Annotated in this window: 22 protein-coding genes and 1 riboswitch; of the genes, 12 read left to right on the forward strand and 10 right to left on the reverse strand. The window is 61.6% G+C overall.

Going from position 1 to position 21,576, the window contains the following annotated elements; genetic code table 11:
• Window positions 1-5 precede the first annotated feature (5 nt).
• Window positions 6-860 (reverse strand): carboxylate/amino acid/amine transporter, encoded by an 855-nt coding sequence (locus ACB028_RS19325; protein WP_042071414.1) that lies wholly within the window; start codon window positions 858-860, stop codon window positions 6-8.
• Window positions 861-903: 43 nt separating this feature from the next.
• On the opposite strand from ACB028_RS19325, the gene ACB028_RS19330 reads away from it, so the two are divergent.
• Window positions 904-1,362 carry a DUF6314 family protein gene (locus ACB028_RS19330; protein ID WP_342011254.1) on the forward strand — a complete coding sequence of 153 codons (459 nt, stop codon included), beginning with the start codon at window positions 904-906 and terminating at the stop codon, window positions 1,360-1,362.
• A 135-nt stretch (window positions 1,363-1,497) separates the two neighbouring features.
• On the opposite strand, the gene ACB028_RS19335 is transcribed toward ACB028_RS19330, so the two are convergent.
• The gene (locus ACB028_RS19335; protein WP_124238287.1) at window positions 1,498-1,659 is read right to left on the reverse strand and encodes a hypothetical protein; all 162 of its coding nucleotides are present in this window, start codon (window positions 1,657-1,659) and stop codon (window positions 1,498-1,500) included.
• Window positions 1,644-2,543 (reverse strand): DMT family transporter, encoded by a 900-nt coding sequence (locus ACB028_RS19340; protein WP_026456233.1) that lies wholly within the window; start codon window positions 2,541-2,543, stop codon window positions 1,644-1,646. The genes ACB028_RS19335 and ACB028_RS19340 overlap by 16 nt, the downstream gene beginning before the upstream one ends.
• Before the next feature lie 91 nt (window positions 2,544-2,634).
• On the opposite strand from ACB028_RS19340, the gene ACB028_RS19345 reads away from it, so the two are divergent.
• Entirely contained in the window at window positions 2,635-3,594 is a 960-nt protein-coding gene (locus ACB028_RS19345) for a LysR family transcriptional regulator (RefSeq protein WP_042071418.1), read from the forward strand.
• On the opposite strand, the gene trpS is transcribed toward ACB028_RS19345, so the two are convergent.
• Both trpS and ACB028_RS19355 read right to left on the reverse strand, forming a co-directional pair.
• Window positions 3,573-4,586 (reverse strand): tryptophan--tRNA ligase, encoded by a 1,014-nt coding sequence (trpS, locus tag ACB028_RS19350; RefSeq protein WP_371144972.1) that lies wholly within the window; start codon window positions 4,584-4,586, stop codon window positions 3,573-3,575. The two genes, ACB028_RS19345 and trpS, sit on opposite strands and share 22 nt — an antisense overlap.
• Before the next feature lie 195 nt (window positions 4,587-4,781).
• Window positions 4,782-5,216, reverse strand: coding sequence for a universal stress protein (locus ACB028_RS19355; protein WP_026456230.1), 435 nt, complete (start codon window positions 5,214-5,216; stop codon window positions 4,782-4,784).
• Between the two features lie 388 nt (window positions 5,217-5,604).
• Between ACB028_RS19355 and fabV the strand changes: the two genes are divergently transcribed.
• From fabV to ACB028_RS19390, 7 genes are all read left to right on the forward strand, one after another.
• Window positions 5,605-6,792 carry an enoyl-ACP reductase FabV gene (fabV, locus tag ACB028_RS19360; protein ID WP_342011246.1) on the forward strand — a complete coding sequence of 396 codons (1,188 nt, stop codon included), beginning with the start codon at window positions 5,605-5,607 and terminating at the stop codon, window positions 6,790-6,792.
• 93 nt (window positions 6,793-6,885) lie between these two features.
• Entirely contained in the window at window positions 6,886-7,410 is a 525-nt protein-coding gene (gene ftnA, locus ACB028_RS19365) for a non-heme ferritin (RefSeq protein ID WP_042026793.1), read from the forward strand.
• A gap of 167 nt (window positions 7,411-7,577) precedes the next feature.
• A complete protein-coding gene (locus ACB028_RS19370) occupies window positions 7,578-8,762 on the forward strand; it encodes an NAD(P)/FAD-dependent oxidoreductase (protein WP_026456336.1) in 1,185 nt (394 codons plus the stop codon).
• A 232-nt stretch (window positions 8,763-8,994) separates the two neighbouring features.
• Entirely contained in the window at window positions 8,995-9,630 is a 636-nt protein-coding gene (gene leuE / locus ACB028_RS19375; RefSeq protein ID WP_026456335.1) for a leucine efflux protein LeuE, read from the forward strand.
• A gap of 149 nt (window positions 9,631-9,779) precedes the next feature.
• Window positions 9,780-11,453, forward strand: a complete 1,674-nt coding sequence (locus ACB028_RS19380) for a sensor histidine kinase (RefSeq protein ID WP_342011247.1) — start codon at window positions 9,780-9,782, stop codon at window positions 11,451-11,453.
• A 46-nt stretch (window positions 11,454-11,499) separates the two neighbouring features.
• Window positions 11,500-12,231: a LytTR family DNA-binding domain-containing protein gene (locus ACB028_RS19385; RefSeq protein WP_338611477.1), complete on the forward strand. Its 732-nt coding sequence runs from the start codon at window positions 11,500-11,502 to the stop codon at window positions 12,229-12,231.
• A 109-nt stretch (window positions 12,232-12,340) separates the two neighbouring features.
• Window positions 12,341-13,537, forward strand: a complete 1,197-nt coding sequence (locus ACB028_RS19390; protein ID WP_371144973.1) for an MFS transporter — start codon at window positions 12,341-12,343, stop codon at window positions 13,535-13,537.
• Between the two features lie 74 nt (window positions 13,538-13,611).
• Here the strand turns inward: ACB028_RS19390 and ACB028_RS19395 are convergent, their stop codons facing one another.
• The 4 genes from ACB028_RS19395 to ACB028_RS19410 are packed head-to-tail and all read right to left on the reverse strand — an operon-like array spanning window position 13,612 to window position 16,535.
• On the reverse strand, window positions 13,612-14,736 hold the full coding sequence (locus ACB028_RS19395) for a 5-(carboxyamino)imidazole ribonucleotide synthase (protein ID WP_371144974.1): 1,125 nt from the start codon (window positions 14,734-14,736) through the stop codon (window positions 13,612-13,614).
• Window positions 14,733-15,242: a 5-(carboxyamino)imidazole ribonucleotide mutase gene (purE, locus tag ACB028_RS19400; RefSeq protein WP_042026785.1), complete on the reverse strand. Its 510-nt coding sequence runs from the start codon at window positions 15,240-15,242 to the stop codon at window positions 14,733-14,735. The genes ACB028_RS19395 and purE overlap by 4 nt, the downstream gene beginning before the upstream one ends.
• Before the next feature lie 59 nt (window positions 15,243-15,301).
• Complete coding sequence (locus tag ACB028_RS19405; RefSeq protein WP_026456329.1) at window positions 15,302-15,604, reverse strand: P-II family nitrogen regulator; 303 nt, start codon at window positions 15,602-15,604, stop codon at window positions 15,302-15,304.
• A gap of 4 nt (window positions 15,605-15,608) precedes the next feature.
• Window positions 15,609-16,535 (reverse strand): sodium-dependent bicarbonate transport family permease, encoded by a 927-nt coding sequence (locus tag ACB028_RS19410; protein ID WP_026456328.1) that lies wholly within the window; start codon window positions 16,533-16,535, stop codon window positions 15,609-15,611.
• Between the two features lie 110 nt (window positions 16,536-16,645).
• On the opposite strand from ACB028_RS19410, the gene ACB028_RS19415 reads away from it, so the two are divergent.
• From ACB028_RS19415 to murI, 3 genes are all read left to right on the forward strand, one after another.
• Window positions 16,646-17,548 carry a LysR family transcriptional regulator gene (locus ACB028_RS19415; protein WP_371144975.1) on the forward strand — a complete coding sequence of 301 codons (903 nt, stop codon included), beginning with the start codon at window positions 16,646-16,648 and terminating at the stop codon, window positions 17,546-17,548.
• 35 nt (window positions 17,549-17,583) lie between these two features.
• A riboswitch (cobalamin riboswitch) is annotated at window positions 17,584-17,762 on the forward strand.
• 51 nt (window positions 17,763-17,813) lie between these two features.
• Complete coding sequence (locus tag ACB028_RS19420) at window positions 17,814-19,679, forward strand: TonB-dependent receptor domain-containing protein (protein WP_371144976.1); 1,866 nt, start codon at window positions 17,814-17,816, stop codon at window positions 19,677-19,679.
• 109 nt (window positions 19,680-19,788) lie between these two features.
• Entirely contained in the window at window positions 19,789-20,592 is an 804-nt protein-coding gene (gene murI / locus ACB028_RS19425) for a glutamate racemase (protein ID WP_371144977.1), read from the forward strand.
• Between the two features lie 18 nt (window positions 20,593-20,610).
• On the opposite strand, the gene ACB028_RS19430 is transcribed toward murI, so the two are convergent.
• On the reverse strand, window positions 20,611-21,102 hold the full coding sequence (locus ACB028_RS19430; protein WP_371144978.1) for an RNA recognition motif domain-containing protein: 492 nt from the start codon (window positions 21,100-21,102) through the stop codon (window positions 20,611-20,613).
• Window positions 21,103-21,576 lie beyond the last annotated feature (474 nt).

The raw sequence follows: 21,576 nt of genomic DNA on the forward strand, positions 1-21,576 counted from the left end.
GGTCGTCAGGAGGAGGTGGTTGCGTGGCGCTGGCACACCTTGAGGGAGGCCAGCATCAAGAGGCCGCCAAGGGTCAGCCGCACCAGATCGGTATCCTTGCCCCAGAGCAGCAGGTTGACCAGCAGGCCCGCCGGGATCAGCGCGTTGTTCATGATCGCCAGCACGCCGCTGCTGACCAGCGTCGCCCCCTTGTTCCACAGGAAGTAGCCAAGTCCCGAGGCGCCAATCCCCAGCCACAGCAATATGCCCCACTGCAGTTCGCTGGTCGGATACTGGGGTTTGCCCAGTAGCCACCAAGCGGGCAGGGCGACGGCCAGGGCCCCCAGATAGAAGCAGCCGAAGATCGCCTGTTGCGGCGGCTGCTCTGCCTCCCGGGCCAGCACCACCTTGTAGCCGACCTGGCCCAGGGCGAAGCAGATGTTGGCCCCCTGTACCACCAGGAATCCCAGGATGTAGCTCTCGGTCAGTCCGTCGAAACGGATGATGGCAGCGCCGGCTACTGCCAGCAGGGCACCCCACAGATAGGCAGGCTTGAAGCGCCGCTCCAGCAGATCGTGGATCAGGGTGACATAGATGGGGGTGAAGATGGTGAACACCAGTACTTCCGGTACCGTCAGCAGCAGGAAGGAGTGGTAATAGAAGAGATACATGATGCCGAGCTGGATGGCGCCGAGCGCCATCAGCTTGAGCACCAGTTCGGGTCGCAGCCAGCGGCGACGCAGGAAGGGGAGAAACACCAGGCTGGCGAGGGCGATGCGGGTCAGCACCGAGAAGTAGGCATCCACCTGGCCGGCGAGGTAGACCCCGATCAGGCTAAAGGAGAATGACCAGAGCAGGGTAACCCCTATCAAGTAGTTCATGTGGTTGATTTGTCGTCAGTTGTCAATTTGAAAGGGGGCTATGATGGCCGAGATGGAAGCCGTGATCCAGCGTTTATGGCGCCAGTTGCCACAGATCGGAGCATTTGCCTTTGCGGCGAACAACGGAGTGGGCTCGGCGACCGACTGGAATGGTCGCGGGGAGGGGGAGGTGCAGGTGACCGATCATCATGGCGGCTGGCTGTTTGTCGAGACGGGCCGCTATACCACGCCCCATGGCCGGGTGCTGGCGATGCACAATCGCTTCTGGTGGCAGCGCACCGAACAGGGAGTGCGCCTCTCCCACCTGCGTCACGAGAAACCGGTCGAATTGTTCGAGCTGAGGCCGGGGGATGATGGCCGCTGGTTTACCGCCGAGCCCCACCTGTGCGGTCAGGATCACTACCGTGCCGAACTGACGCCGACCGACAACGGCTTTCTGCTCACCTGGCAGATCACCGGCCCGCGCAAGAACGAGGGGCTGAGCTATCGCTACCGGATATGAGTGCCGGCGACGGCAAGAAAAGAGGCATAAAAAAACCGGCGCAAGGCGCCGGTAGCGGGGACAAATCGGAGGTTTTTTATTTAAAACGGTCCCACAAACAGGAGAGACACACTCTCGTCACACATTCAGGTCAGCTCAGGCACTTAGCGCATAGCTCAGCATCGCCTGCAGCTTGCTGTCGAAGAACCAGGGCAGCAGCACCATCAAGAGGCCTACCACCCCGGCCAGTCGCTGGCGATATTGCCAGCTGGCAATCAACACCAGGCCGCCGCACAGGGTTGTCAGGATGCCTGACATAGCTGTGCCTCACGCTGCACCCGGCGTTGCTGGGCCCACTGGTTCATGGCGACGGAACCCAGGATCAGCGCCAGTGCGACACCCGTGGTGGACTGGATCTGCTCGCCGAGGAACAGGGCACCCAGCATGACGCCGAACAGCGGCACCAGATAGTTGCTGAAGGAGGCGAAGGTCGGGCCTGCCTTCTGGATCAGCGCCATGTAGAGGAAGTAGACCAGACCAGTACAGAAGATGCCCAGTACGGCGATGGCGTTGAGGGCCTGGCTGCTCGGCATGGCCAGGCTGCCCAGATCGGCGACGAAAGGCGCGGCAATCAGCAGCTGGGTGGCAGAGGAGATCAGGATGTTGCGGGCCACCACGACCGGATGGTCTTTGGCGAAGCGCTTGATCATCAGCAGACCGATGGCGAAGCAGCTGGCGCCGAACAAGATGGCCATGGAGCCGAGCAGGCCGGCGTTCATGCCCTGGGAGAGTTTCGGCCAGAACAGGGTGAGCACACCGGCAAAGCCGATGACCACGGAGAGCAGGCCGCTCTTGGTGATTCTTTCACCAGAAATAAACAGCGGTGCCATCAGGATGGTGACAAACGGGATACAACCCATCACCACGGCGGCGATGGCGCTATCCACATACTGCTGACCCCAGGCCACCATGATGAAGGGGATGGTGGCATCCAGCAGGGCGATCAGCATGTAGGTGCGCCACGGGGTGTGCTCGCTCTTGAGACGCATGAACAGGCAGAGCAGACCCAGGGTCAGGCTGCCGCACAGGGCACGACCGGCAGCCACCAGGATGGGGGGCAACTCGGCAACGGCTTGGTGCATGAAGATGAACTGGGAACCCCACAGCAGGCCAATGGCCAGCAATAACAAATAGCTACGCATTTTAATCTCCGATGTATTGAGCCTGCGCATTCTAGGCAATCTGTTACTATGTCAAAAATGAATTGTTGGCATTCAACTATGGTCATTATCGATGGAAACTTCCCTCTCCCGCCTCGACCTTAACCTGCTCACCGTGTTCGACATGTTGATGCAGGAGCGCAACGTCACCCGTGCCGCCGAGCGGCTGCACCTCTCCCAGTCCACCGTCAGCCACGCCCTGGGGCGGTTGCGAACGGCGCTCGACGATCCGCTGTTTGTCATGAGCCGGCGCGAGATGATGCCGACCGAGCGGGCCAAGGCGCTGGCCGGGCCGGTGCGTCAGGCGCTCGCCATGCTGGAGCAGGGGTTGCGTCAGGCCAAGGGGTTCGATCCTGCCAGCGCACGACGGATCTTTCGCATCGCCACCCCGGGATCGGTAGAGCATGGTCTGGTTCCTGTGCTGGTGGACCGGTTGTACCGGCAGGCGCCTCACTGTCGGCTGGAGGTGTGCGAGCTGGCGGACAGCGACTACGAACGGGAGCTGGAGAAGGGAGAGCTGGATCTGGTGATCGGGTTTGCCGGTGCCAACCACCTCTCGCCCCGGCTGTGGCGCGAGGACTGGTTCAACAACCCGCTGGTCTGCCTGTCACCGCTGGGCAGTGAACTGCCCGATGCGCTGGGCCCGCGCGAGCTGGTCAGCCGACCCCATATCCACACCTCCAGCTGGGGTCACAGCCAGGCCATGGTAGAGCTCTGGCTGGCCCGGTTCGGGGTGGAGCGTGAACTGGGGGTCAGGTTGCCGAGCTTTATGGCGGTGCCGCCGCTGATGGCGACCGGCCGCTATCTTGTTGTGGTGCCCGAGATGATCGGGCGCCACTTCTGCCGCTACTATCCACTGCGCCTCCATCAGCTGGATCCCGCCATCCCCATCGTCTATCTGATGGCGGGCCATCCGCTCACCGCCCACGACGAGGCGATCGGCTGGTTCAAGAGTCTGCTGCACCGGATCGCCTTCGACCTCTATGGCGACGATGCGCTGGGCTCTCCCGCTCAGCGCAGCCTGGCGAAGTAGTCGAGTCCCAGGGCGCCCTTCACCTCGGCCAGCACCTCGCCGGTGAGAAGGCGGGCTTGCTCCGTGCCCTGATAGAGCAACGCCAGCAGGCTATCTTTGTCGGCGATGGCGGCCTGGCGCCGCTCCCGCATGGGGGCGAGCAGGGTTTGCAGGCAGTCGTTCAGCACCTGCTTACAGCGTATGTCTCCCAGGCCGCCGCGCTGGTAGTGGGCCTTCATCTCGGCCACCAACGCCTTGTCGGGATGGAAGGCATCCAGATAGGCGAACACAATATTGCCCTCCACCCGCCCCGGATCGCTCACCCTGAGGTGGTCCGGGTCGGTATACATGGCGAACACCGCCTGTTTGATCTCGTCGCTCGACATGCCGAGCTCTATGGTGTTGCCGATGGACTTGGACATCTTGGCCTTGCCGTCTATGCCGGGCAGGCGGCCAGTGTCGCTCAGGATCGGCTGGCATTCGGTCAGCACCTCCCTGCCCACCAGACCGTTGAAGCGGCGCACTATCTCGTTGGTCTGCTCCAGCATGGGTAGCTGATCTTCCCCCACCGGTACATGGGTGGCGCGAAAGGCGGTGATGTCGGCGGCCTGGCTGACCGGATAGACCAGAAAACCGGCCGGCAGGCTGCGCTCGAACCCTTTTTGCTGGATCTCCGCCTTGACGGTGGGGTTGCGCTCCAGCCGGGCGACGCTGACCAGATTGAGGTAATAGGTGGTGAGCTCGGCGAGGGCGGGCAGGGCACTTTGCAGGCAGAAAGTGGTCTTGGCGGGGTCGAGACCGGCGGCCAGATAGTCGGCCATCACTTCCAGCACGTGATCGGTCACCTTGGCCGGGTTGTGGCCATTGTCGGTCAGCGCCTGCAGATCGGCGATCATCACGAACTGGCGGTAATGGTGCTGGGCCTCGACGCGCTGGCGCAGTGAGCCGACATAGTGGCCTATGTGCAGTTTGCCGGTGGGGCGATCGCCGGTCAGGATAACGGGGTTTTGCATGTCACTCTCTCCAGTTGGGGGTGGGCCGGGAGGCGACAAGGGAGTAAAAACAGTTGACCGCCTCTCGGCGGTCACGGTGTTTTCTTCGGGAAAATTTCACATAGAAAAGCAGTGCCGCCTGTTTAGAAGCAGCACCACCAGTAGTTGTGAGTGAAGATGGTCATATTCATGGCAAATCAAGCTACGCCTGTTTGATCACTTCTGCAAGGGCACCACCAGCAGATCGCAGGGCACGGTATTCATCAGCTGGCGGGCGCTGGAGGTGAGCAGGCTCCAGAAGCTCTGGCGATGGCCGCACACCAGCAGGTCGATCTGGTAATCCTTGACCGCCTGGTTGACCCGTTCGCTGAGGTCGCCGCAGATCACCAGCTTCTTCTCGATGGGGTAGTCCACCGAGGCCAGGAAGGTCTCCAGCTTCTCCTTCGCTTCGGCGATCACCTGATCCTGCACGTTGTCGATGTCGATATCGATCATCTCGGTGTAGAGGTCCTTGAGGTCCACATCGACATGGATCACCGACAACTTGGCGCCGTTGGAACGGGCCCGATCGACCGCCTTCTCGATCACCTTGCGGTTGTCTTCCGACAGATCGATCGCGGCCAGAATGTGTTTGTAATAGGTTCCACTCATGGGATATCTCCTCACTGATCCTGAGCCCACTATACCAATCTCCGCTGAAACTAAAATGGTGCCGAGGGCACAGTTTAGGGATTTGAACGGGCTTGAATGGTTGCCGGGAGCGTGCGCTTGCTCGCAACAACAGCATTGTTTGTATATTAAATGAACAATAGTTTGAAGCGGGTCACATCCCCCGGCTTGCTCCTGGCAAGGGAGAGGCATAGGATGTGCCCGTGCTTCGCAATGAACACAAAACAACAAAAAGCATTTGAATACCGCTTTGGGGAGCCTCGGCTCCCTTTTGTTTTTCTGCCGTTTTTCTTCTCCGGAATCCGCCCGGTATCAAGGTAATCTCCCTGCGCTTGGTTATGCTGTAGCCAATTCCCTTGGAGACACCGTCATGATCATTACTCCCCAGATCCAGGGCTGCGTCGCCCGTAACTGTCACCCCATCGGCTGCCGGGCCGCCGTGCAGCAGCAGATCGCCAGTGTCAGGGCCGCAGGCCCGTTCAACGGGCCCAAACGGGTGCTGGTGCTGGGCGCCTCGTCCGGTTTCGGGCTGGCGTCGCGCATCGCGCTCACCTTCGGCGCCGGGGCCGATACCATAGGTATCTCGTTCGAGCGCAGCCCCTCCGACAAGGGGCTTGGCAGCGCCGGCTGGTACAACAACATCTGGTTTCGGCAGGCGGCGGAGCAGGCCGGACGCATCGCCATCAACCTGATCGGTGACGCTTTTTCCGACACCATGCGCCAGCAGGCCATCGAGACCATTCGCCAGCAGCTCGGGCAGGTGGATCTGGTGATCTACTCGCTGGCGAGCGGCATCCGGGTGCTGGCCGATGGCACTCAGGTGCGCTCCGTGCTCAAGACCACGGGCCAGCCCTTCAGCGGCTGGGGGCTGGATCTGGAGCGCGATGCCCTGGTGCAGCAATCCCTGGCGCCGGCTACCCCGGAGGAGATCCGCGATACCGTCACCGTGATGGGGGGCGAGGATTGGCAGCTCTGGTTGCAGGCGCTGCAGCAGGCGGATTGCCTAGCGCCCGGAGCCCAGACGGTGGCCTACTCCTATATCGGCCCCGAATCGACCTATCCCCTCTATCGGGATGGCACCATTGGTTATGCCAAGGAGCATCTGCACGCCACCGCCGAGACCATCAACCTGCAACTGGCACAAATCGGTGGCCACGCCTGGGTGTCGGTGTGCAAGGCGTTGGTGACCAAGGCGAGTGCCTATATTCCGGTGCTGCCTGTTTATCTCGGCCTGCTGATGGGGGTGATGAAGGAGCGCGGAGTGCACGAGGGCTGCATCGAGCAGATGCAGCGGCTGTTTGCCGCCAAGATGTACGGGCCCAATGGGGTGGTGGCCGATGGCAACCGGCTGATCCGGATGGATGACCACGAGCTGGATCCGGCCATTCAGGCCGCCGTCTCGGCGCTCTGGCCCAAGGTAACGCCGGACAACTTCCACGCCTTGGGGGATTTCGCCGGCCTGCGCCGGGATTTCATGCAGCTCAACGGTTTTGAACTGACAGGCGTGGATTATGGTGCGCCCGTGGATGTCGCCTCGCTGACCGAGCTGATCCCTTAAGCGAGCAGGAAATGGGATCTCCCTCCCGTTGGCGGGTTGATTCGCAACCTGACTGTGGCGACAATCGATACCAAATCACAGTGGAGAATCAGTATGTTGGCCCAACCCATGATCGAAAAGTTGAACGAACAGATTAACCTGGAGTTCTACTCCTCCAATCTCTATCTGCAGATGAGCGCCTGGTGCGAAGACAAGGGCTTCGAAGGGGCCGCCACCTTCCTGCGCCAGCACGCGGTCGAGGAGCGCCAGCATATGGAGCGTCTGTTCACCTATGTGAGCGAGACCGGTGCCATGCCCAAGCTGGGTGCCATCGATGCGCCTCCCCACGAGTTCAAGTCGCTGGGTGACGTGTTCCGCACCACCCTGGAGCATGAATACCACATCACCAAGTGCATCAACGGCCTGGCCCATGTGGCCTTCACTACCCAGGACTACTCCACCTTCAACTTCCTGCAATGGTATGTAGCCGAGCAGCACGAAGAGGAGAAGCTGTTCAAGAGCATCGTCGATCGCCTGGGTCTGGTGGGCGAGGATGGCAAGGGCCTCTACTTCATCGACAAGGAGCTGGCCGAGCTGGCCAAGGGCGCGCCGGCCAGCATCATGGACAGCAACGCCTGATAGTCGTGGACACTTAGTGTTCAGCCAGTACAATGACGGCCCTTTTACGGGCCGTTTTCTATTGTCTCGGGGCGAAAACCGCAGTGGTGGTGGCCGCCGGGCACAATGGCGACCCTGCTGTATTTTTCCGGGCCGTGTTGGTTGGCCGTTTGATGAGTAAGGCTGTGATGATGCAAGTGGATGTGGTGGTGATCGGGGCCGGTGCGGCCGGGCTGATGTGTGCGGCACAGGCGGGCTATCGGGGCCGTTCCGTGCTGGTGCTCGACAATGCCAAGAAACCGGGCCGCAAGATCCTCATCAGCGGTGGTGGCCGCTGCAACTTCACCAACCATCAGGCGGGGGCCCACGCCTACCTCTCCGCCAATCCCCACTTCAGCAAGTCGGCGCTGGCCCGTTACACCCAGCAGGATTTCATCGATCTGGTAGACCGCCACGGGGTCAACTATCACGAGCGCACCCTGGGGCAGCTGTTCTGCCTCGAGAGTGCCAAGGATATCGTCGACGTGCTGCTCACCGAGTGCGACTGGGCCGGGGTGACCTTGCAGTGTCAGACCGAGATCCTCGCCGTCAGCAAGGGTGACGAGGGCTTCGTGCTGGCGACCAGCAAGGGAGAGGTGCGTTGCCACTCGCTGGTGGTGGCCACCGGCGGCCTCTCCATGCCCAAGCTTGGCGCCACCCCTTATGGCTTCAAGCTGGCGGAGCAGTTTGGCCTCAAGGTACTGCCGACTCGCGCCGGTCTGGTGCCCTTCACCCTGCATCAGGCCGAAAAAGAGGCCTTTGCCGATCTGGCGGGCATCAGCCTGCCGGTGGCGGTGACCGCCGAGGATGGCACCCGCTTCAAGGAGGCCATGCTGTTCACCCACCGCGGCCTCTCCGGCCCCGTCATCCTGCAGATTTCCTCCTACTGGCACGCCGGCGAGAAGATCCACATCAACCTGCTGCCGGAGCTCGATATTGCGGCCGCCCTGCGGGAGTGGGCCCAGGCCCATCCGGCCCAGGAGCTGAAAACCGTGCTGGGGCGCGAGCTGCCCAAACGCTTCGTCGACAAGCTGGTGGAGATGGGCCAGCTCGACAGCAAGCCGATGCGCCAGTACAACGAGCGTGAGCTGGAGGCTATTGCCACCCTGCTGGGAGACTGGCAGATCCTGCCCAACGGCACCGAGGGGTATCGCACCGCCGAGGTAACCCTGGGGGGCGTCGACACCAATGAGCTCTCCTCCAAGACCATGGAGGCGCGCAAGGTGCCCGGCCTCTACTTCGTCGGCGAAGTGGTGGATGTGACCGGTTGGCTCGGCGGCTACAACTTCCAGTGGGCCTGGTCTTCCGGCTGGGTGGCCGGTCAATACTGCTGATCGCCGGCGGTGGTGTGACTGCCACCGGTTTGCCAACGGAGCAGGGCATGTTTGCCGCTTTTGTATGCGACGGTTTCCGACCTGCCAGAGATTGGTATAGAGTGGTTGTTCACTCTTTCATCCGGGAGGGCACCTCTGCACAGGTGTCCTCCGTCTCTCGGGGGCAACATGTACGAACGCTTGGATGGCATTGATGTCGCGGCCTGGTCGATGACAAGAACGGAGGTGGCCGATGTTTGAGAGCCTGGGGGTCATCAACGTCTGGACCTATCTGGTGGGTCTTTTCTTCATCATCATAGCGCCGGGCCCCAACTCGTTTTACGTGCTGCGCACCGGCGCCAGCCGTGGCATAGGGCCGGGATATCGCGCCGCTCTCGGGGTATTCGTCGGCGATGCCATCCTGATCTTCTGCGCCTATCTGGGGGTCGCCTCCCTCATCCGTACCACCCCCCTGCTGTTCACCCTGGTGCGTTACCTCGGCGCCATCTATCTGCTCTATCTGGGGGTGAAGATACTGCACGCCAACTTCATCGCCAGACGGGAAGGAGAGGAGTCCGAGATAGACGCGGGAGAGCGCTATTTCAGCAAGGCCCTGACCTTAAGCCTCACCAACCCCAAGGCGATCCTGTTCTATGTCTCCTTTTTTGTGCAGTTCATCGACTTCAATTATGCCCACACCTGGCTCTCCTATCTGGTGCTGGCGGGCATGCTGGAGGCGATGAGCTTCGTCTATCTGAGCCTGCTGATCTTCGGCGGTACCCTGATGGCCCGTTTCTTTGCGCGCAAGGTGCGCCTCGCCAAGCTGGGCAACGGTCTCATCGGCCTCTTCTTTATGGGGTTTGCGGCCAGGTTGGCCACCCTCTCCTGATGAGGATTGTTTGTCAGGCCCCGCGTGTTGGCGCGGGGCTTTTTCGTTTCTGGCGCGGTGACTCGCCCTCTCTCCTTGATCCCGGTCAGCGGTGGCCGAGCTCACAATCCCTATAGTGGGCTCCCACTTGTCGTGGCCCTGAGGTATCCATGCTTGAAAATCAGATGATGCTGCTGGCGGTGTTCGAACGGGCCGCCCTGATGCTGATGACCCTGTTCTTCCTGACTCGTACCCGGCCGTTCCAGCGCCTGTTTCAGAAGCGGGATCACACCCCGGCCGAACTGGTGCTGGTCGCCGCCATCTTCTGCCTGTTTGCGGTGTTCAGCACCTATACCGGCATCCCCATAGAGGGGGCGCTCATCAACGTGCGGATCATCGCCATCATTTCGGGCGGCATCCTGTTCGGCCCCTGGGTCGGCATTCCGGCCGGGGTCATCTCGGGGTTGCACCGCTACCTCATCGACATGGATGGTCACACTTCCATCCCCTGCCTTATCGCCAGCATCATCGCCGGTCTACTGGCTACCTGGCTGCACCTGAGATGCCGCAAGTCGCGGCTCTGGCTCTACGGCATTCTGGCGGGGATGGCCTGCGAAGGGCTGACCATGCTGCTCATCTGGCAACTGACCGAGCCACATTCGGTGGGGGTGGAGATCGTCAACCACATCGCCTATCCCATGATCGCCGGGACGCTCTGCATCGGTCTCATCATCAAGCTGGTGCAGGATCTGGATGACGAGAAGGAGCTGATTGCCGCCAAGCAGGCCAAGCTGGCGCTCGACATAGCCAACCAGACCCTGCCGTTTTTCCAGAACATCGACCGCCACTCCCTCGGGCAGGTGTGTGACGTCATCCGGCGCGAGATCAGCGCCGATGCGGTGGCCATCACCGATACCCATGACGTGCTGGCTTATGTGGGGGTGGGCAAGGATTACTACGAGCTGGACGAGCACCACGCCATCAGCGCCATGACCCAGCGGGCGGTGCTGCTGGACCAGATCATCATCAACAACGATCTGCGCCAGTATCACCTGGCCGACTTCCACTCGGTCATCATTATTCCGCTGCGGGAGAACGGCGCCGTCAGTGGCACCCTCAAGATCTACTATCGCCGCACCCACAGCATCACCAGCTCCCTCAAGGAGATGGCGGTGGGCCTCTCCCAGCTCATCTCCACCCAGATGGAGGTGTCGCGCATCGAGCAACTCAAAGAGATGACCCGCAAGGCGGAGTTCACCGCGCTGCAGAGCAAGATCAACCCACATTTCCTGTTCAACGCCCTCAACGCCATCTCGTCGCTGATCCGCATCCGCCCCCAGCAGGCGCGCCAGCTGATCGCCAACCTGGCGGACTACCTGCGCTACAACCTCAACAAAGGGGATACCCTCATCGACATCCAGGAGGAGTTGCAGCAGGTGCGCGACTACGTGGCCATTGAGCAGGCCCGCTTCGGCGACAAGCTGGAGGTGGTGTTCGAGGTGGACGACGTGCACATCCAGGTGCCGAGCCTGCTGTTGCAACCGCTGGTGGAAAACGCCATCCTGCACGGCATCCAGCCCCGCAGCGCGCCGGGCCGGGTCACTATCGAGGTGAAACAGCTGGCTGGGGGCATCCGGGTGGCGGTGCGGGACACGGGTTACGGCATCAGCCAGGCAGTGATCGACGGGGTCGCCGCCGGCCGGGTGGAGAGCCGCAGCATCGGCCTGATGAACGTGCATCAGCGGGTCAAGCTGCTCTATGGCGATGGCCTGCACCTCAAGCGGCTGGAGCCGGGTACTGAAGTAAGTTTCTATCTGCCGGATCAGGAGTCGATGCCATGCTGAGTGTCATCATGATTGAGGATAAGTGTGTGCTGCGAGAGGCAATGCCATGCTGAAAGCCATCATAGTGGAAGACGAGTATCTGGCTCGCGAGGAGCTGGCCTACCTGGTGGGGCAGCATAGTCAGATCGATATAGTGGCGAGCTTCGAGGACGGGCTGGAGGCGTTCAAATACCTGCAGGATCACGAGGTGGACGTGGTGTTTCTGGATATCCAGATCCCCGCCATCGACGGTCTGCTGCTGGCCAAGAACCTGCACAAGTCGAGCCATCCGCCCCATATCGTCTTCGTCACCGCCTACAAGGAGTTCGCGGTGGAGGCATTCGAGCTGGAGGCGTTCGACTACATTCTCAAGCCATACAACGAACCGCGTCTCATCAGCCTGCTGCAAAAGCTCGAGTTGGCTGGCAAGTCGTTGGTGGGGCAGGGGAGCGAGCCGGGCACGCTGCACAATCGCACCGTCAATCTGGTGAAGGGGGAGCGCATCATAGTCACCCCCTGCGAGCAGATCTACTACGCGGAAGCCGACGAAAAGCTCACTCATGTCTACACCCGCGATGACCGTTACGTGATGACCATGACCCTCAGCGAGTTCGTCAGCCGGCTGCCTGCCGAAGGGTTCTTCCGCTGCCACCGCTCCTACTGCGTCAACATCAACAAGATCCGCGAGATAGTGCCCTGGTTCAACAGCACCTATCTCATCCGGCTCCATGACCTGCCGTTCGAGGTGCCGGTCAGCCGCAGCAACATCAAGGCGTTCCGTCAGCTGATGCGGCTCTGATTGTCATTCATTCCCGCCGATCTGCATTTCATGCCTTAATCGGTCGGCGGGAGTGGCGTCTTGCCTATAGTGGCCCCAGTTTCCTTAAGGCCATTGACCGAGACGCATCATGACCAAAGAGATGAATCGCACCCGCTATCTCACCCTGTTGGGGACCATCATCACCCAGTTCGCGCTGGGATCCGTTTACACCTGGAGCCTGTTCAACGCCCAGCTCTCCGACAAGCTGGACGAGCCGGTCAGCCAGGTCGCCTTCGCCTTCGGCCTGCTCAGCCTGTCGCTTGCGGTCGCCTCCTCCCTGGCGGGCAAGCTGCAGGAGCGGTTCGGGGTACGCAACGTCACTCTGGGCGCCGGCGTGCTGCTCGGCATCGGCTTCTTCCTCACCGCCCACGCCAGCAACCTGGCGATGCTCTACCTCTGTGCCGGCATCTTGGTCGGTTTTGCTGACGGTACCGGCTACCTGATGACCCTCTCCAACTGCGTGAAGTGGTTCCCGGAGCGCAAGGGGCTCATCTCCGCCTGCTCCATCGGCGCCTACGGCCTCGGCAGCCTGGGCTTCAAGTACATCAACCTGTTGCTGCTCTCCAGCAACGGCCTTGAGACCACCTTCCAGCTGTGGGGACTGATCGCCATGTCCATGGTGCTGGTGGGTGGCATGCTGATGAAGGATGCACCCAGGCAGGCGGCCGCCGTGCAGCAGAGCGAGAGCCGCGACTTCACCTTGGCCGAGGCGATGCGCAAGCCCCAGTACTGGATGCTGGCGCTGATGTTCCTCACCGCCTGCATGAGCGGTCTCTACGTCATCGGCGTGGCCAAGGACATCGGCGAGAAGATGGTGGGCCTGCCGGCCGTGGTCGCCGCCAACGCCGTCGCCATCATCGCCATGGCCAACCTGGGTGGCCGGCTGGTGCTGGGTATCCTCTCCGACAAGATGTCCCGCATCCGGGTCATCACCATCGCCCAGCTAATTACCCTGGCCGGCATGGCGCTGCTGCTGTTCGTGCCGCTCAACGCCAACCTCTTCTTCGTGGCGGTGGCCTGCGTGGCGTTCAGCTTCGGCGGCACCATCACCGTCTACCCTTCGCTGGTGAGCGACTTCTTCGGTCTCAACAACCTGACCAAGAACTACGGCGTCATCTATCTGGGCTTTGGTCTGGGCAGCATCATCGGCTCCATCGTGGCCTCCCTGTTCGGCGGCTTCATGGCGACCTTCAACCTGATCCTGGTGTTGCTGGTGGTGGCGCTGGTGCTCTCCCTCACCATCCGTTTGCCAGCCCCCGTCGCGGTCTCTGCCGAACGGGCCTGACTCTTCGCCTGAAGGCTGCACCATAAAAAAGACCCGGGCCAAGGTCCGGGTCTTTTCGTTGGCGCAAGCGGCGCTTAGCGCGGCGGCAAGCCCAGCAGGGCGCGCAGTTGGCTGGCGGTGGCTTCGACCGTCGGCCAGTCGCGGCCGGTGACGGTGACGTGGCCCATCTTGCGACCGGTACGCGCCTCGCCCTTGCCGTAGAGGTGCAGGTGCACCCCGGGCAGAGCCAGGGCGCCGGCCCAGTCCGGCGTGCCGTCTTGCCACAGATCCCCGAGCAGGTTCAGCAGGATGGCGGGCTGAACGTCAGCCTGCGCCGGCAGCGGCAGATCGCACAGGGCGCGCACCTGCAGCTCGAACTGGCTGCAGCCGGCGTTGTCGATGCTGGGATGACCCGAATTGTGGGGGCGGGGGGCCATCTCGTTGACCAGCAGCTTGCCGCCGACCAGGAAGAACTCCACCGTCAGCACGCCCACGTAGTCGAGGGCGGCGATGATGTGCTCGGCGATGCGTTGGGCCTCAGCCTCCAGGGCGGGCACGTTGGCCGGGGAGCGGGTCTGATCCAGAATGCCGCCGCTGTGCCAGTTCTGCACCAATGGCAGGGCGCTGATGGCACCGCTCGGGCTGCGCGCCAGGGTCAGGGCAAACTCCCCTTCCAGCGGCAGGCGCTTCTCCAGCACGCAGGGCACGCCGCTGGCGGCCAGGGCCGCCGGCAGTTCGCTGGCCTGGTGGATGGTCCACTGCCCCTTGCCGTCGTACCCCTCGCGGGCGGTCTTGAGAATGGCGGGGAAGAGGTGATCCGGCAGCTCGGGCAGCGGCTCGTGGGGCAGCAGGGTCAGGTTCGGCGCGACGGGCACGCCGACGCGGGCCAGAAAGGCTTTCTCTTCACGGCGATCCTGACAGACGCGCACTGCGCTCGCGGCCGGACGCACCGGCTTGTGCTGTTCCAGCAGGGCCAGGGAGGCGGCGGGCACGTTCTCGAACTCGCAGGTGATGGCCTCACAGCGGCGGGCAAGTTCGGCCAGGGCATCGGCGTCGTCATAGGCTGCGATGATCTGATCGTCAGCAGCGGCGCCGGCGATGCTGGCGGGATCCGGATCCAGCACGATGACCTGATAGCCGAGGCGATGGGCAGACATCACGAAGTAGCGGCCGAGCTGGCCGCCGCCGAGCATGCCCAGGGTAGCGGGAGGCAGGATCATGCCGGCTCCTCCAGGGTGAGGGCCAGCACCCGATCGCGCTCCTTGGCGCGAAAGCCGTCGAGCTGCTGATGATAACGGGGAGCGTCGCCGTCCTGAGCGACGGAGAGCAGGGAGACTGCAAACAGGCCGGCGTTGGCGGCACCCGCCTCGCCGATGGCGAAGGTGGCGACCGGTACGCCCTTGGGCATCTGCACGATGGAGAGCAGGGAGTCCATCCCCTTGAGCTGGCGGGTCGGGATCGGCACGCCCAGCACCGGAATCGTGGTCTTGGCGGCCAGCATGCCCGGCAGGTGAGCGGCACCGCCGGCACCGGCGATGATGGCACGCAGGCCACGTTCGCGGGCGCTGGCGGCGTATTCGAACAGCAGATCCGGGGTGCGGTGGGCCGATACCACGCGCGCTTCGTAGGGAACCCCGTGCTCCTTGAGGATGCGGGCGGCCGCTTGCATGACGGGCCAGTCAGAGTCAGAGCCCATTACCAGGCCGATCAGGGGAGGGGTGCTCATTACTACTCCTTGCAGTCAAACGTTTGTCTCTGGTTGGCAAAACAAGCCGGCATGCCGGCTCAGAATTTCTCGGGTCGCACTATTTCGACCGTTTGCAGGAACGCAATCATAGCGTAATCGGGGTAGTAACGGATCTTAATATGTTCCATCAATCGTTCGGCCTGCTCGCGAGTGCAGATCGCCTCCAGCCTGATATTGCCGCTTTCACTCCAGCTGGCGTTGCGTTCGCCATGGTCTCCCCGGCCCCGGGCATCGGTGATGGTATAGCCGCGCAACCCTTCTCGGGTCAGGGTGCGCAGCAGGGTGGGTTCCAGGGTGGCCTCTGTCACTATGGTCAACAGGGTGCGGGTCTCGGTCTGCATATGGCTACTCCATGAAGTGGCGGGCCCAGCTGTGGTAGAGCGGGATCCCCAGCATGATGTTGAACGGGAAGGTGACCCCCAGCACGGCGCTCAGCGACAGCCCGGGATTGGCCTGAGGCAGGGCGATGCGCAGGGTGGCGGGCACGGCAATATAAGAAGCGCTGGCGGCCAGGATGGCAAGCAGGGTAAGTCCGCCGAGGGAGAGCCCCATCAGCTTGCCGACGGCCAATCCCAGTCCGGCCGAAGCGAGCGGCATCAGCAGGGCGAAGCCGAGCAGGAACAGGCCGTGGCGGCGCAGATCCTGGCACTGGCGTGCGACGATGAGGCCCATTTCCAGCAGGAACAGGGCCAGCGCTCCCTTGAACAGGTCGACAAAGAGCGGTTTGAGGGGCGCGACCCCTTCCGGTCCGGCCAGGTAGCCGATGGCCATGCCGCCGAGCAGCAAGGTGACTCCCTTGCCGAGGAAAGTCTCGTGGGCCAGCATCCGCCAGCGGGTCTGGCGACTCACGCCACGCGCCAGCACTATGCCGACCAGAATGGCCGGGATCTCCATCACTGCCAGGAAGATGGAGAGCTGGGATTCGAAGTCGATGCCGCGCTCGGTGAGCCAGTTCACCCCGACCGCGAAAGTGGCCACGCTGACCGAGCCGTAGTGGGCGGCGGTGGCGGCGGCATCGATCCGGTTCATCTTGATGCGCAGCAGGGCAAAGCCGAGCAGGGTCTGCACCACGCCGAGCAGGATCACCAGCGCCAGCTGGGGCAGCAGGGGGAGCAGGGATTGCTGGGCCAGCCCGACGCCGCCCTTGAGGCCGATGGCCAGCAGCAAAAAGAGGGAGAGAGTATCGTAGAGGGCGGGCGGCAGTTTGAGCTCGGAACGCACCAAACCGGCCAGCAGGCCAAACAGGAAAAAGAGAACAACAACATCCAACATGATGACTCGCGGGAGCAGTCCACAGGGTGGTTGCATGCTAGAGTGCATGATGCTTCGATAAAATCAGATTTTGATTGATGGTTGTTCGGTAAAAACTGATAAGGGACCCGATGCTCAACTACAAGCAGCTCTATTACTTCTGGCATGTGGCCCGCAGCGGTGGTGTGACGCGGGCGGCGCAGCAGCTGCATCTGACCCCGCAGACCATCAGCGGCCAGGTGGCCGAGCTGGAGCAATCCCTCGGCGTGGCGCTGTTCAACAGGGTGGGCAGGCGGCTTGTGCTGACGGCGGCCGGCCGCCAGGCGCTCGAACAGGCCGGGGCCATCTTCTCGCTCGGCGCCGAGCTGGAGCACTCCTTGCGCCACGTCAGCCAGGAGCTGACCATGCAGGTGGGGATTACCGCGTCAGTCCCCCGTACCCTGGCATTCGAACTGCTGGCGCCGGCCATGGCACTGGCGACCCCGCTTCGGCTGATCTGTCATGAGGAGCGGCCCGACCAGCTCTTCAGCGAGCTGGCCAGACACAAATTGGACATGGTGCTGACCGACCGCCCGCTGCCCCCCGACAGCGGCATCCGTGGCTATAACCACGAGCTGGGGCGCAGCCCGCTGGCCCTGTTTGCCAGCCCGGCACTGGCGGCGCAGGCCCGCAAGGGGTTTCCCGCAGCGCTGGAGGGGTTGCCCGTGCTGATCCCGGGTGAAAAGTCGGTGACCCATGATCGCTTGCTGGCCTGGTATCACCAGCAGGGTATCCATCCCCACCTGGTCGGTCAGTTCGATGACTCCGCCCTGATGAAGTCGTTTGGCAAGGCGGGGATGGGGATCTTTCCGGCTCCGCTCGCCATGGGGGAGGAGATAACCCGCGTCTATGGTGTCGAACGGATTGCCACCCTGCCCGAGGTCACCCTCTCCTACTATCTTGTCTCGGCTGGTCGTCATCTCTCCCACCCCGGCGTGAAGGCTGTGATGGAGGGGGCCAGCCAGCGATTGGCAGCGCTGGAAAATAAAAAATAGAAATCTGGATGGCTATACATCCGATATCCGTCTGCCTATAATCCCCCCGCTTTGGCGCATCATGCTTAATAGGGAATCCGGTGAAAATCCGGAGCTGGCGCGCAGCGGTAAGGGGGAACGAAGCGACATCAGGGCACTGCCGTCAGGTGGGAAGCCGTCGCCGTAGGTCATCAGCCCCCCAGCCCGAAGACCTGCCAGAGTTCGTATTTCGGGCCGAGAGAAACCGGCCACGAAGTAGATGCTTACGCGAACTTAAGGATCTCTCATGTCCAAGAAATTATTGGCGGCTGCCCTGTTGCCGACGGCGGCATTTGCCCAGCAGCTGACCATTCCTGTCAATCCCACCATGGTGGTGACCGCCACTCGCGTCGCCCAACCTGCTTCCAGCGTACTGGCTCCCGTCAATGTGATCAGCCGGGACGAGATCGATCGCCTGCAAGCCCAGACTGTGACCGATGTGGTCAAAACCCTGCCCGGTGTGGAAGTGGTCAGCAATGGTGGTCGCGGTCAACTGAGCTCGCTGCGGGTGCGCGGCGGTACCTCTTCCCAGACGCTGGTGCTGGTGGACGGCGTGCGCAGCGCCTCTCTGACCGCCGGCATGACCGAACTCAACAACCTGCCGCTCAATCAGGTCGAGCGGATCGAATATATTCGCGGCCCGCGTGCATCCATCTATGGCTCCGATGCCATCGGCGGGGTGATCAACATCATCACGCGCCCCGAGCAGGGCACCAACCAGCACAAGTTCAACCTGGGGGCTGGTTCCAATCAACAGCGCCAGGCGGCGTTCAGCAGCGCCAGCCAGGTGGGCGAGGCGGGTCAGCTCAAGGTCGCCGGCGGCTTTGACGACGAATCCGGCTACAACGTACATCCTCTGCCCGGTATCAATGATGGCGATCGTCATGGCCACCGCGGTTATAACGCCATGCTGGACTATCAGCAGGCGCTCACTGGCAACTGGGATCTGTTCGGGACGACCCGCTGGTTCCGCAACGTTGCCCAGTACGACAGTTCGTCCGCTGCTTCCGCCTGGGGGCCGGCGAATCATCAGCGCAACGAAACCTGGACCGAGAACCAGAGCTACCAGCTCGGTTCCCGCTATCACGATGATCGTTACCTGAGCGAGCTGCGCGGCGCCTTTTCCAAGCAGGACGCCTACGACTATCCGGACAACAGCGGTCGCGATCAGGCCGTTAACCGCACCTATACCCGCCAGTACAGCCTGAACTGGGTCAACAGCTTCAAGGTGAACGAGTTCTGGACCCTGGGGGGCGGGGCCGACTGGCAACGCGACATGCTGGATGATCGCTCCCGCTCCTCCGGCGCCACCTATCCGGCTGACGCCAAAGAACGTGACAACACCGGCCTCTATGCCCTCGCCCAGTTTGACAACCAGACCTGGCAGGCCGAGTTGAGCGGACGCAGCGACGACAACGAACAGTTTGGCCGTCACAACACCTGGCAGACCGGAGCGGGCTGGCGTTTCGCAGAGGATTACCGTCTCAGTGCCCGTTACGGCACCGGCTTCCGTGCACCGACCTTCAACGATCTCTACTATCCGGGCTCCGGCAACAGCAAGCTGAAGCCGGAAGAGTCGAAGAGCAGCGAATTGATGCTGGATGGTCAGACCGCCGGAGTGGAGTGGCGCCTGACTGGCTATCGCAACGATTTCGAGCAGATGATCCAGTGGGCTCCCGATAGCCAGGGGATGTGGACGCCGCAAAACGTGGGCAAGGCACGGATCGAAGGGGTCGAGCTGGAAGGGGAGTTCGCTACTGGCTGGTTGAACCATCGGGTATCTGCCGAATACAAGGATCCCAAAGACAGGATCACCGACAAACAGCTGCAGCTGATCTCCCGCAAGGGCGCCAAGTGGGTGACAGAGGCGCAGTGGCAGCAGTTTGACGGCTCCCTGAGCTGGATTTACCAGGGCGAGCGCTATGGCAACGCGGCCAACACCACCGAGCTGGGTGGTTACAGCGTGTGGAATCTGGCGGTGGGTTACAAGGTGACGCCGGCGCTGAAGGTTTCCGGCAAGATCAACAACCTGCTGGACAAGGAGTATCAGACCGCGGTCGGCTATCCGGCCGATGAGCGCGCTTACTACATCACTATGGATTACTCCCTGTAAGCTCTATCCATCTGATCGGAAAAAACCGGGGCCCTGCCATTGGCAGGGCCTTTTCTATTGGCCGCAGCCGGGAGTATGATCGCCCCCTTGCACCAAAGGGGGAGCTCAAGTGGCCAATATTCTCGTGTTTGATTCCGGTATGGGTGGCCTCACCATCTATCGCGAGATCCGCCGCGTCCTGCCGGCCCACAACTATTTCTACTGTTTCGACAACGCCAACTTCCCCTACGGCGAACTGAGCGAAACCGAGCTGATCGCAGCCTGCTCCGGTCTGGTCAGTCACATGGTGACAGCGCATGCCATCGATCTGGTGGTGATCGCCTGCAACACCGCGAGCACCATAGCATTGCCCGCGCTGCGTGCCGCACTGGCCATTCCGGTCGTGGGAGTCGTGCCCGCCATCAAGCCGGCAGCCGCCCTGACCCGCAATGGGTGCATCGGTCTTCTGGCAACGCCCGGCACGGTCAGCCGCCACTATACCCAGGAGTTGATCGCCCAGTTTGCCCCCGGCAAGCGGGTGCTGCTCAAGGGCACGACAGAGTTGGTTATCGAGGCCGAGCACAAGCTGGCCGGACTGCCGGTCAACATGCCGCTGCTGCGCGAAGTCCTGGCCGAGTGGCTGGAAGAGGAGTGCACGCCGGATACGCTGGTGCTGGGTTGTACCCACTTCCCGTTATTGAATGAGGAGATCCAGCAACTGATGCCAGGGTGCCGGCTCGTCGATTCGGGTTGCGCGGTGGCCAAACGGGTGGCCTGGTTGCTGGCCAACGGGGGCCATGCCGCTTCCGGCCAGATTCACTGCGATGAGGTGATTGCCAGAGCTTATTGCACCCGGCTGGATGGGGAGGCTCAAAAACTGACAGCCCCCTTGCAAGCATGGGGGCTGTCATCACTGGAAGAGGTACGTTACTGAGGTATTCCGACGCTCAGATCAGGCGTCAGCCTCGCTACCTTCCTTCTCCTCTTTATCCCGCTTGTCGTTGGCTTCGCGTACTTTCAGGGTGCGCTGTTGATACTCCTTGTCATTCAAGGCGGCAATCGCCTTGGCTGCATCGGCGGCGGGCATCTCCACAAAACCAAATCCTCTGCGTTTGCCGGTTGCCTTGTCTTTCATCAAGCGAACGGAAATCACCTGGCCTTGCTCGGCAAACAGTTCGCGCACGGCGATCTCGTTGGCCCTATATGGCAAGTTGCCTACATATAAGGTGCATGTCTCCTGATTGGCGACCGCCTCAGCGGCATTGGCCGGGGAACGTTTCAGGCAGAGTGGGACGATAAAACCGCCGATAGCCAGGCCCACGGCAAAAATAACTTCCGCCCTCAAAGAAAACTGCAGGGCTTGAGCAACCAGATAACCGATAACTGCCAATACCAGTGCAAGGATGGCGGCCTGCACATAGACGGGAAATTTGGATAAATTCATCTTAAAAGACCTTTTGTAAATGAAAGCAAAAAAGGTGCAACACTATATTCACCTCCATGGTAACCAGCTTTCCTGATTGGCGCTACCACGGACCGCTAGGGAGAGGTTATCGACGTCAGTATGGCATTCCCGGAGCCCTTTGCGTTGTCAGAAATGACGCTTAAAAGAGCGTGGAGCCGCTGTTTTGTGGATAACCTTGTATATATACACTGAATAAGCTGTTTCTAATTGAAAGATTTGAAATTTTCGTGATTTTCTTCAAAAAAAGTCTTGTCATCGAAACGCCGCTCCCTATAATGCGCCCTCACCAGCACGGCGGTTCACGCCAACCTGATGAGCCAGCTTCACTAAGAAGTCGGCGCCGAAAGAAAAGCGAAAACAATCGCTTGACTTTCGAAGTGAGAAGCGTAATATGCGCTTCCTCAACGCGACAAGCGTAGCGCTCTTTAACAATTTGAATCAAGCAATCTGTGT

This window comes from Aeromonas sp. S9(2024) (genome assembly GCF_041403185.1).
Classification (GTDB): Bacteria; Pseudomonadota; Gammaproteobacteria; order Enterobacterales; family Aeromonadaceae; genus Aeromonas; species Aeromonas enteropelogenes.

Excerpts from the sequence above, each read along its gene's own strand:
- ACB028_RS19325 (WP_042071414.1), bottom strand. The coding sequence starts at position 860 with ATGAACTACTTGATAGGGGTTACCCTGCTCTGGTCATTCTCCTTTAGC.
- ACB028_RS19330 (WP_342011254.1), top strand. The coding sequence starts at position 904 with ATGGCCGAGATGGAAGCCGTGATCCAGCGTTTATGGCGCCAGTTGCCA.
- ACB028_RS19335 (WP_124238287.1), bottom strand. The coding sequence starts at position 1,659 with ATGTCAGGCATCCTGACAACCCTGTGCGGCGGCCTGGTGTTGATTGCC.
- ACB028_RS19340 (WP_026456233.1), bottom strand. The coding sequence starts at position 2,543 with ATGCGTAGCTATTTGTTATTGCTGGCCATTGGCCTGCTGTGGGGTTCC.
- ACB028_RS19345 (WP_042071418.1), top strand. The coding sequence starts at position 2,635 with ATGGAAACTTCCCTCTCCCGCCTCGACCTTAACCTGCTCACCGTGTTC.
- trpS (WP_371144972.1), bottom strand. The coding sequence starts at position 4,586 with ATGCAAAACCCCGTTATCCTGACCGGCGATCGCCCCACCGGCAAACTG.
- ACB028_RS19355 (WP_026456230.1), bottom strand. The coding sequence starts at position 5,216 with ATGAGTGGAACCTATTACAAACACATTCTGGCCGCGATCGATCTGTCG.
- fabV (WP_342011246.1), top strand. The coding sequence starts at position 5,605 with ATGATCATTACTCCCCAGATCCAGGGCTGCGTCGCCCGTAACTGTCAC.
- ftnA (WP_042026793.1), top strand. The coding sequence starts at position 6,886 with ATGTTGGCCCAACCCATGATCGAAAAGTTGAACGAACAGATTAACCTG.
- ACB028_RS19370 (WP_026456336.1), top strand. The coding sequence starts at position 7,578 with ATGATGCAAGTGGATGTGGTGGTGATCGGGGCCGGTGCGGCCGGGCTG.
- leuE (WP_026456335.1), top strand. The coding sequence starts at position 8,995 with ATGTTTGAGAGCCTGGGGGTCATCAACGTCTGGACCTATCTGGTGGGT.
- ACB028_RS19380 (WP_342011247.1), top strand. The coding sequence starts at position 9,780 with ATGCTTGAAAATCAGATGATGCTGCTGGCGGTGTTCGAACGGGCCGCC.
- ACB028_RS19385 (WP_338611477.1), top strand. The coding sequence starts at position 11,500 with ATGCTGAAAGCCATCATAGTGGAAGACGAGTATCTGGCTCGCGAGGAG.
- ACB028_RS19390 (WP_371144973.1), top strand. The coding sequence starts at position 12,341 with ATGACCAAAGAGATGAATCGCACCCGCTATCTCACCCTGTTGGGGACC.
- ACB028_RS19395 (WP_371144974.1), bottom strand. The coding sequence starts at position 14,736 with ATGATCCTGCCTCCCGCTACCCTGGGCATGCTCGGCGGCGGCCAGCTC.
- purE (WP_042026785.1), bottom strand. The coding sequence starts at position 15,242 with ATGAGCACCCCTCCCCTGATCGGCCTGGTAATGGGCTCTGACTCTGAC.
- ACB028_RS19405 (WP_026456329.1), bottom strand. The coding sequence starts at position 15,604 with ATGCAGACCGAGACCCGCACCCTGTTGACCATAGTGACAGAGGCCACC.
- ACB028_RS19410 (WP_026456328.1), bottom strand. The coding sequence starts at position 16,535 with ATGTTGGATGTTGTTGTTCTCTTTTTCCTGTTTGGCCTGCTGGCCGGT.
- ACB028_RS19415 (WP_371144975.1), top strand. The coding sequence starts at position 16,646 with ATGCTCAACTACAAGCAGCTCTATTACTTCTGGCATGTGGCCCGCAGC.
- ACB028_RS19420 (WP_371144976.1), top strand. The coding sequence starts at position 17,814 with ATGTCCAAGAAATTATTGGCGGCTGCCCTGTTGCCGACGGCGGCATTT.
- ACB028_RS19430 (WP_371144978.1), bottom strand. The coding sequence starts at position 21,102 with ATGAATTTATCCAAATTTCCCGTCTATGTGCAGGCCGCCATCCTTGCA.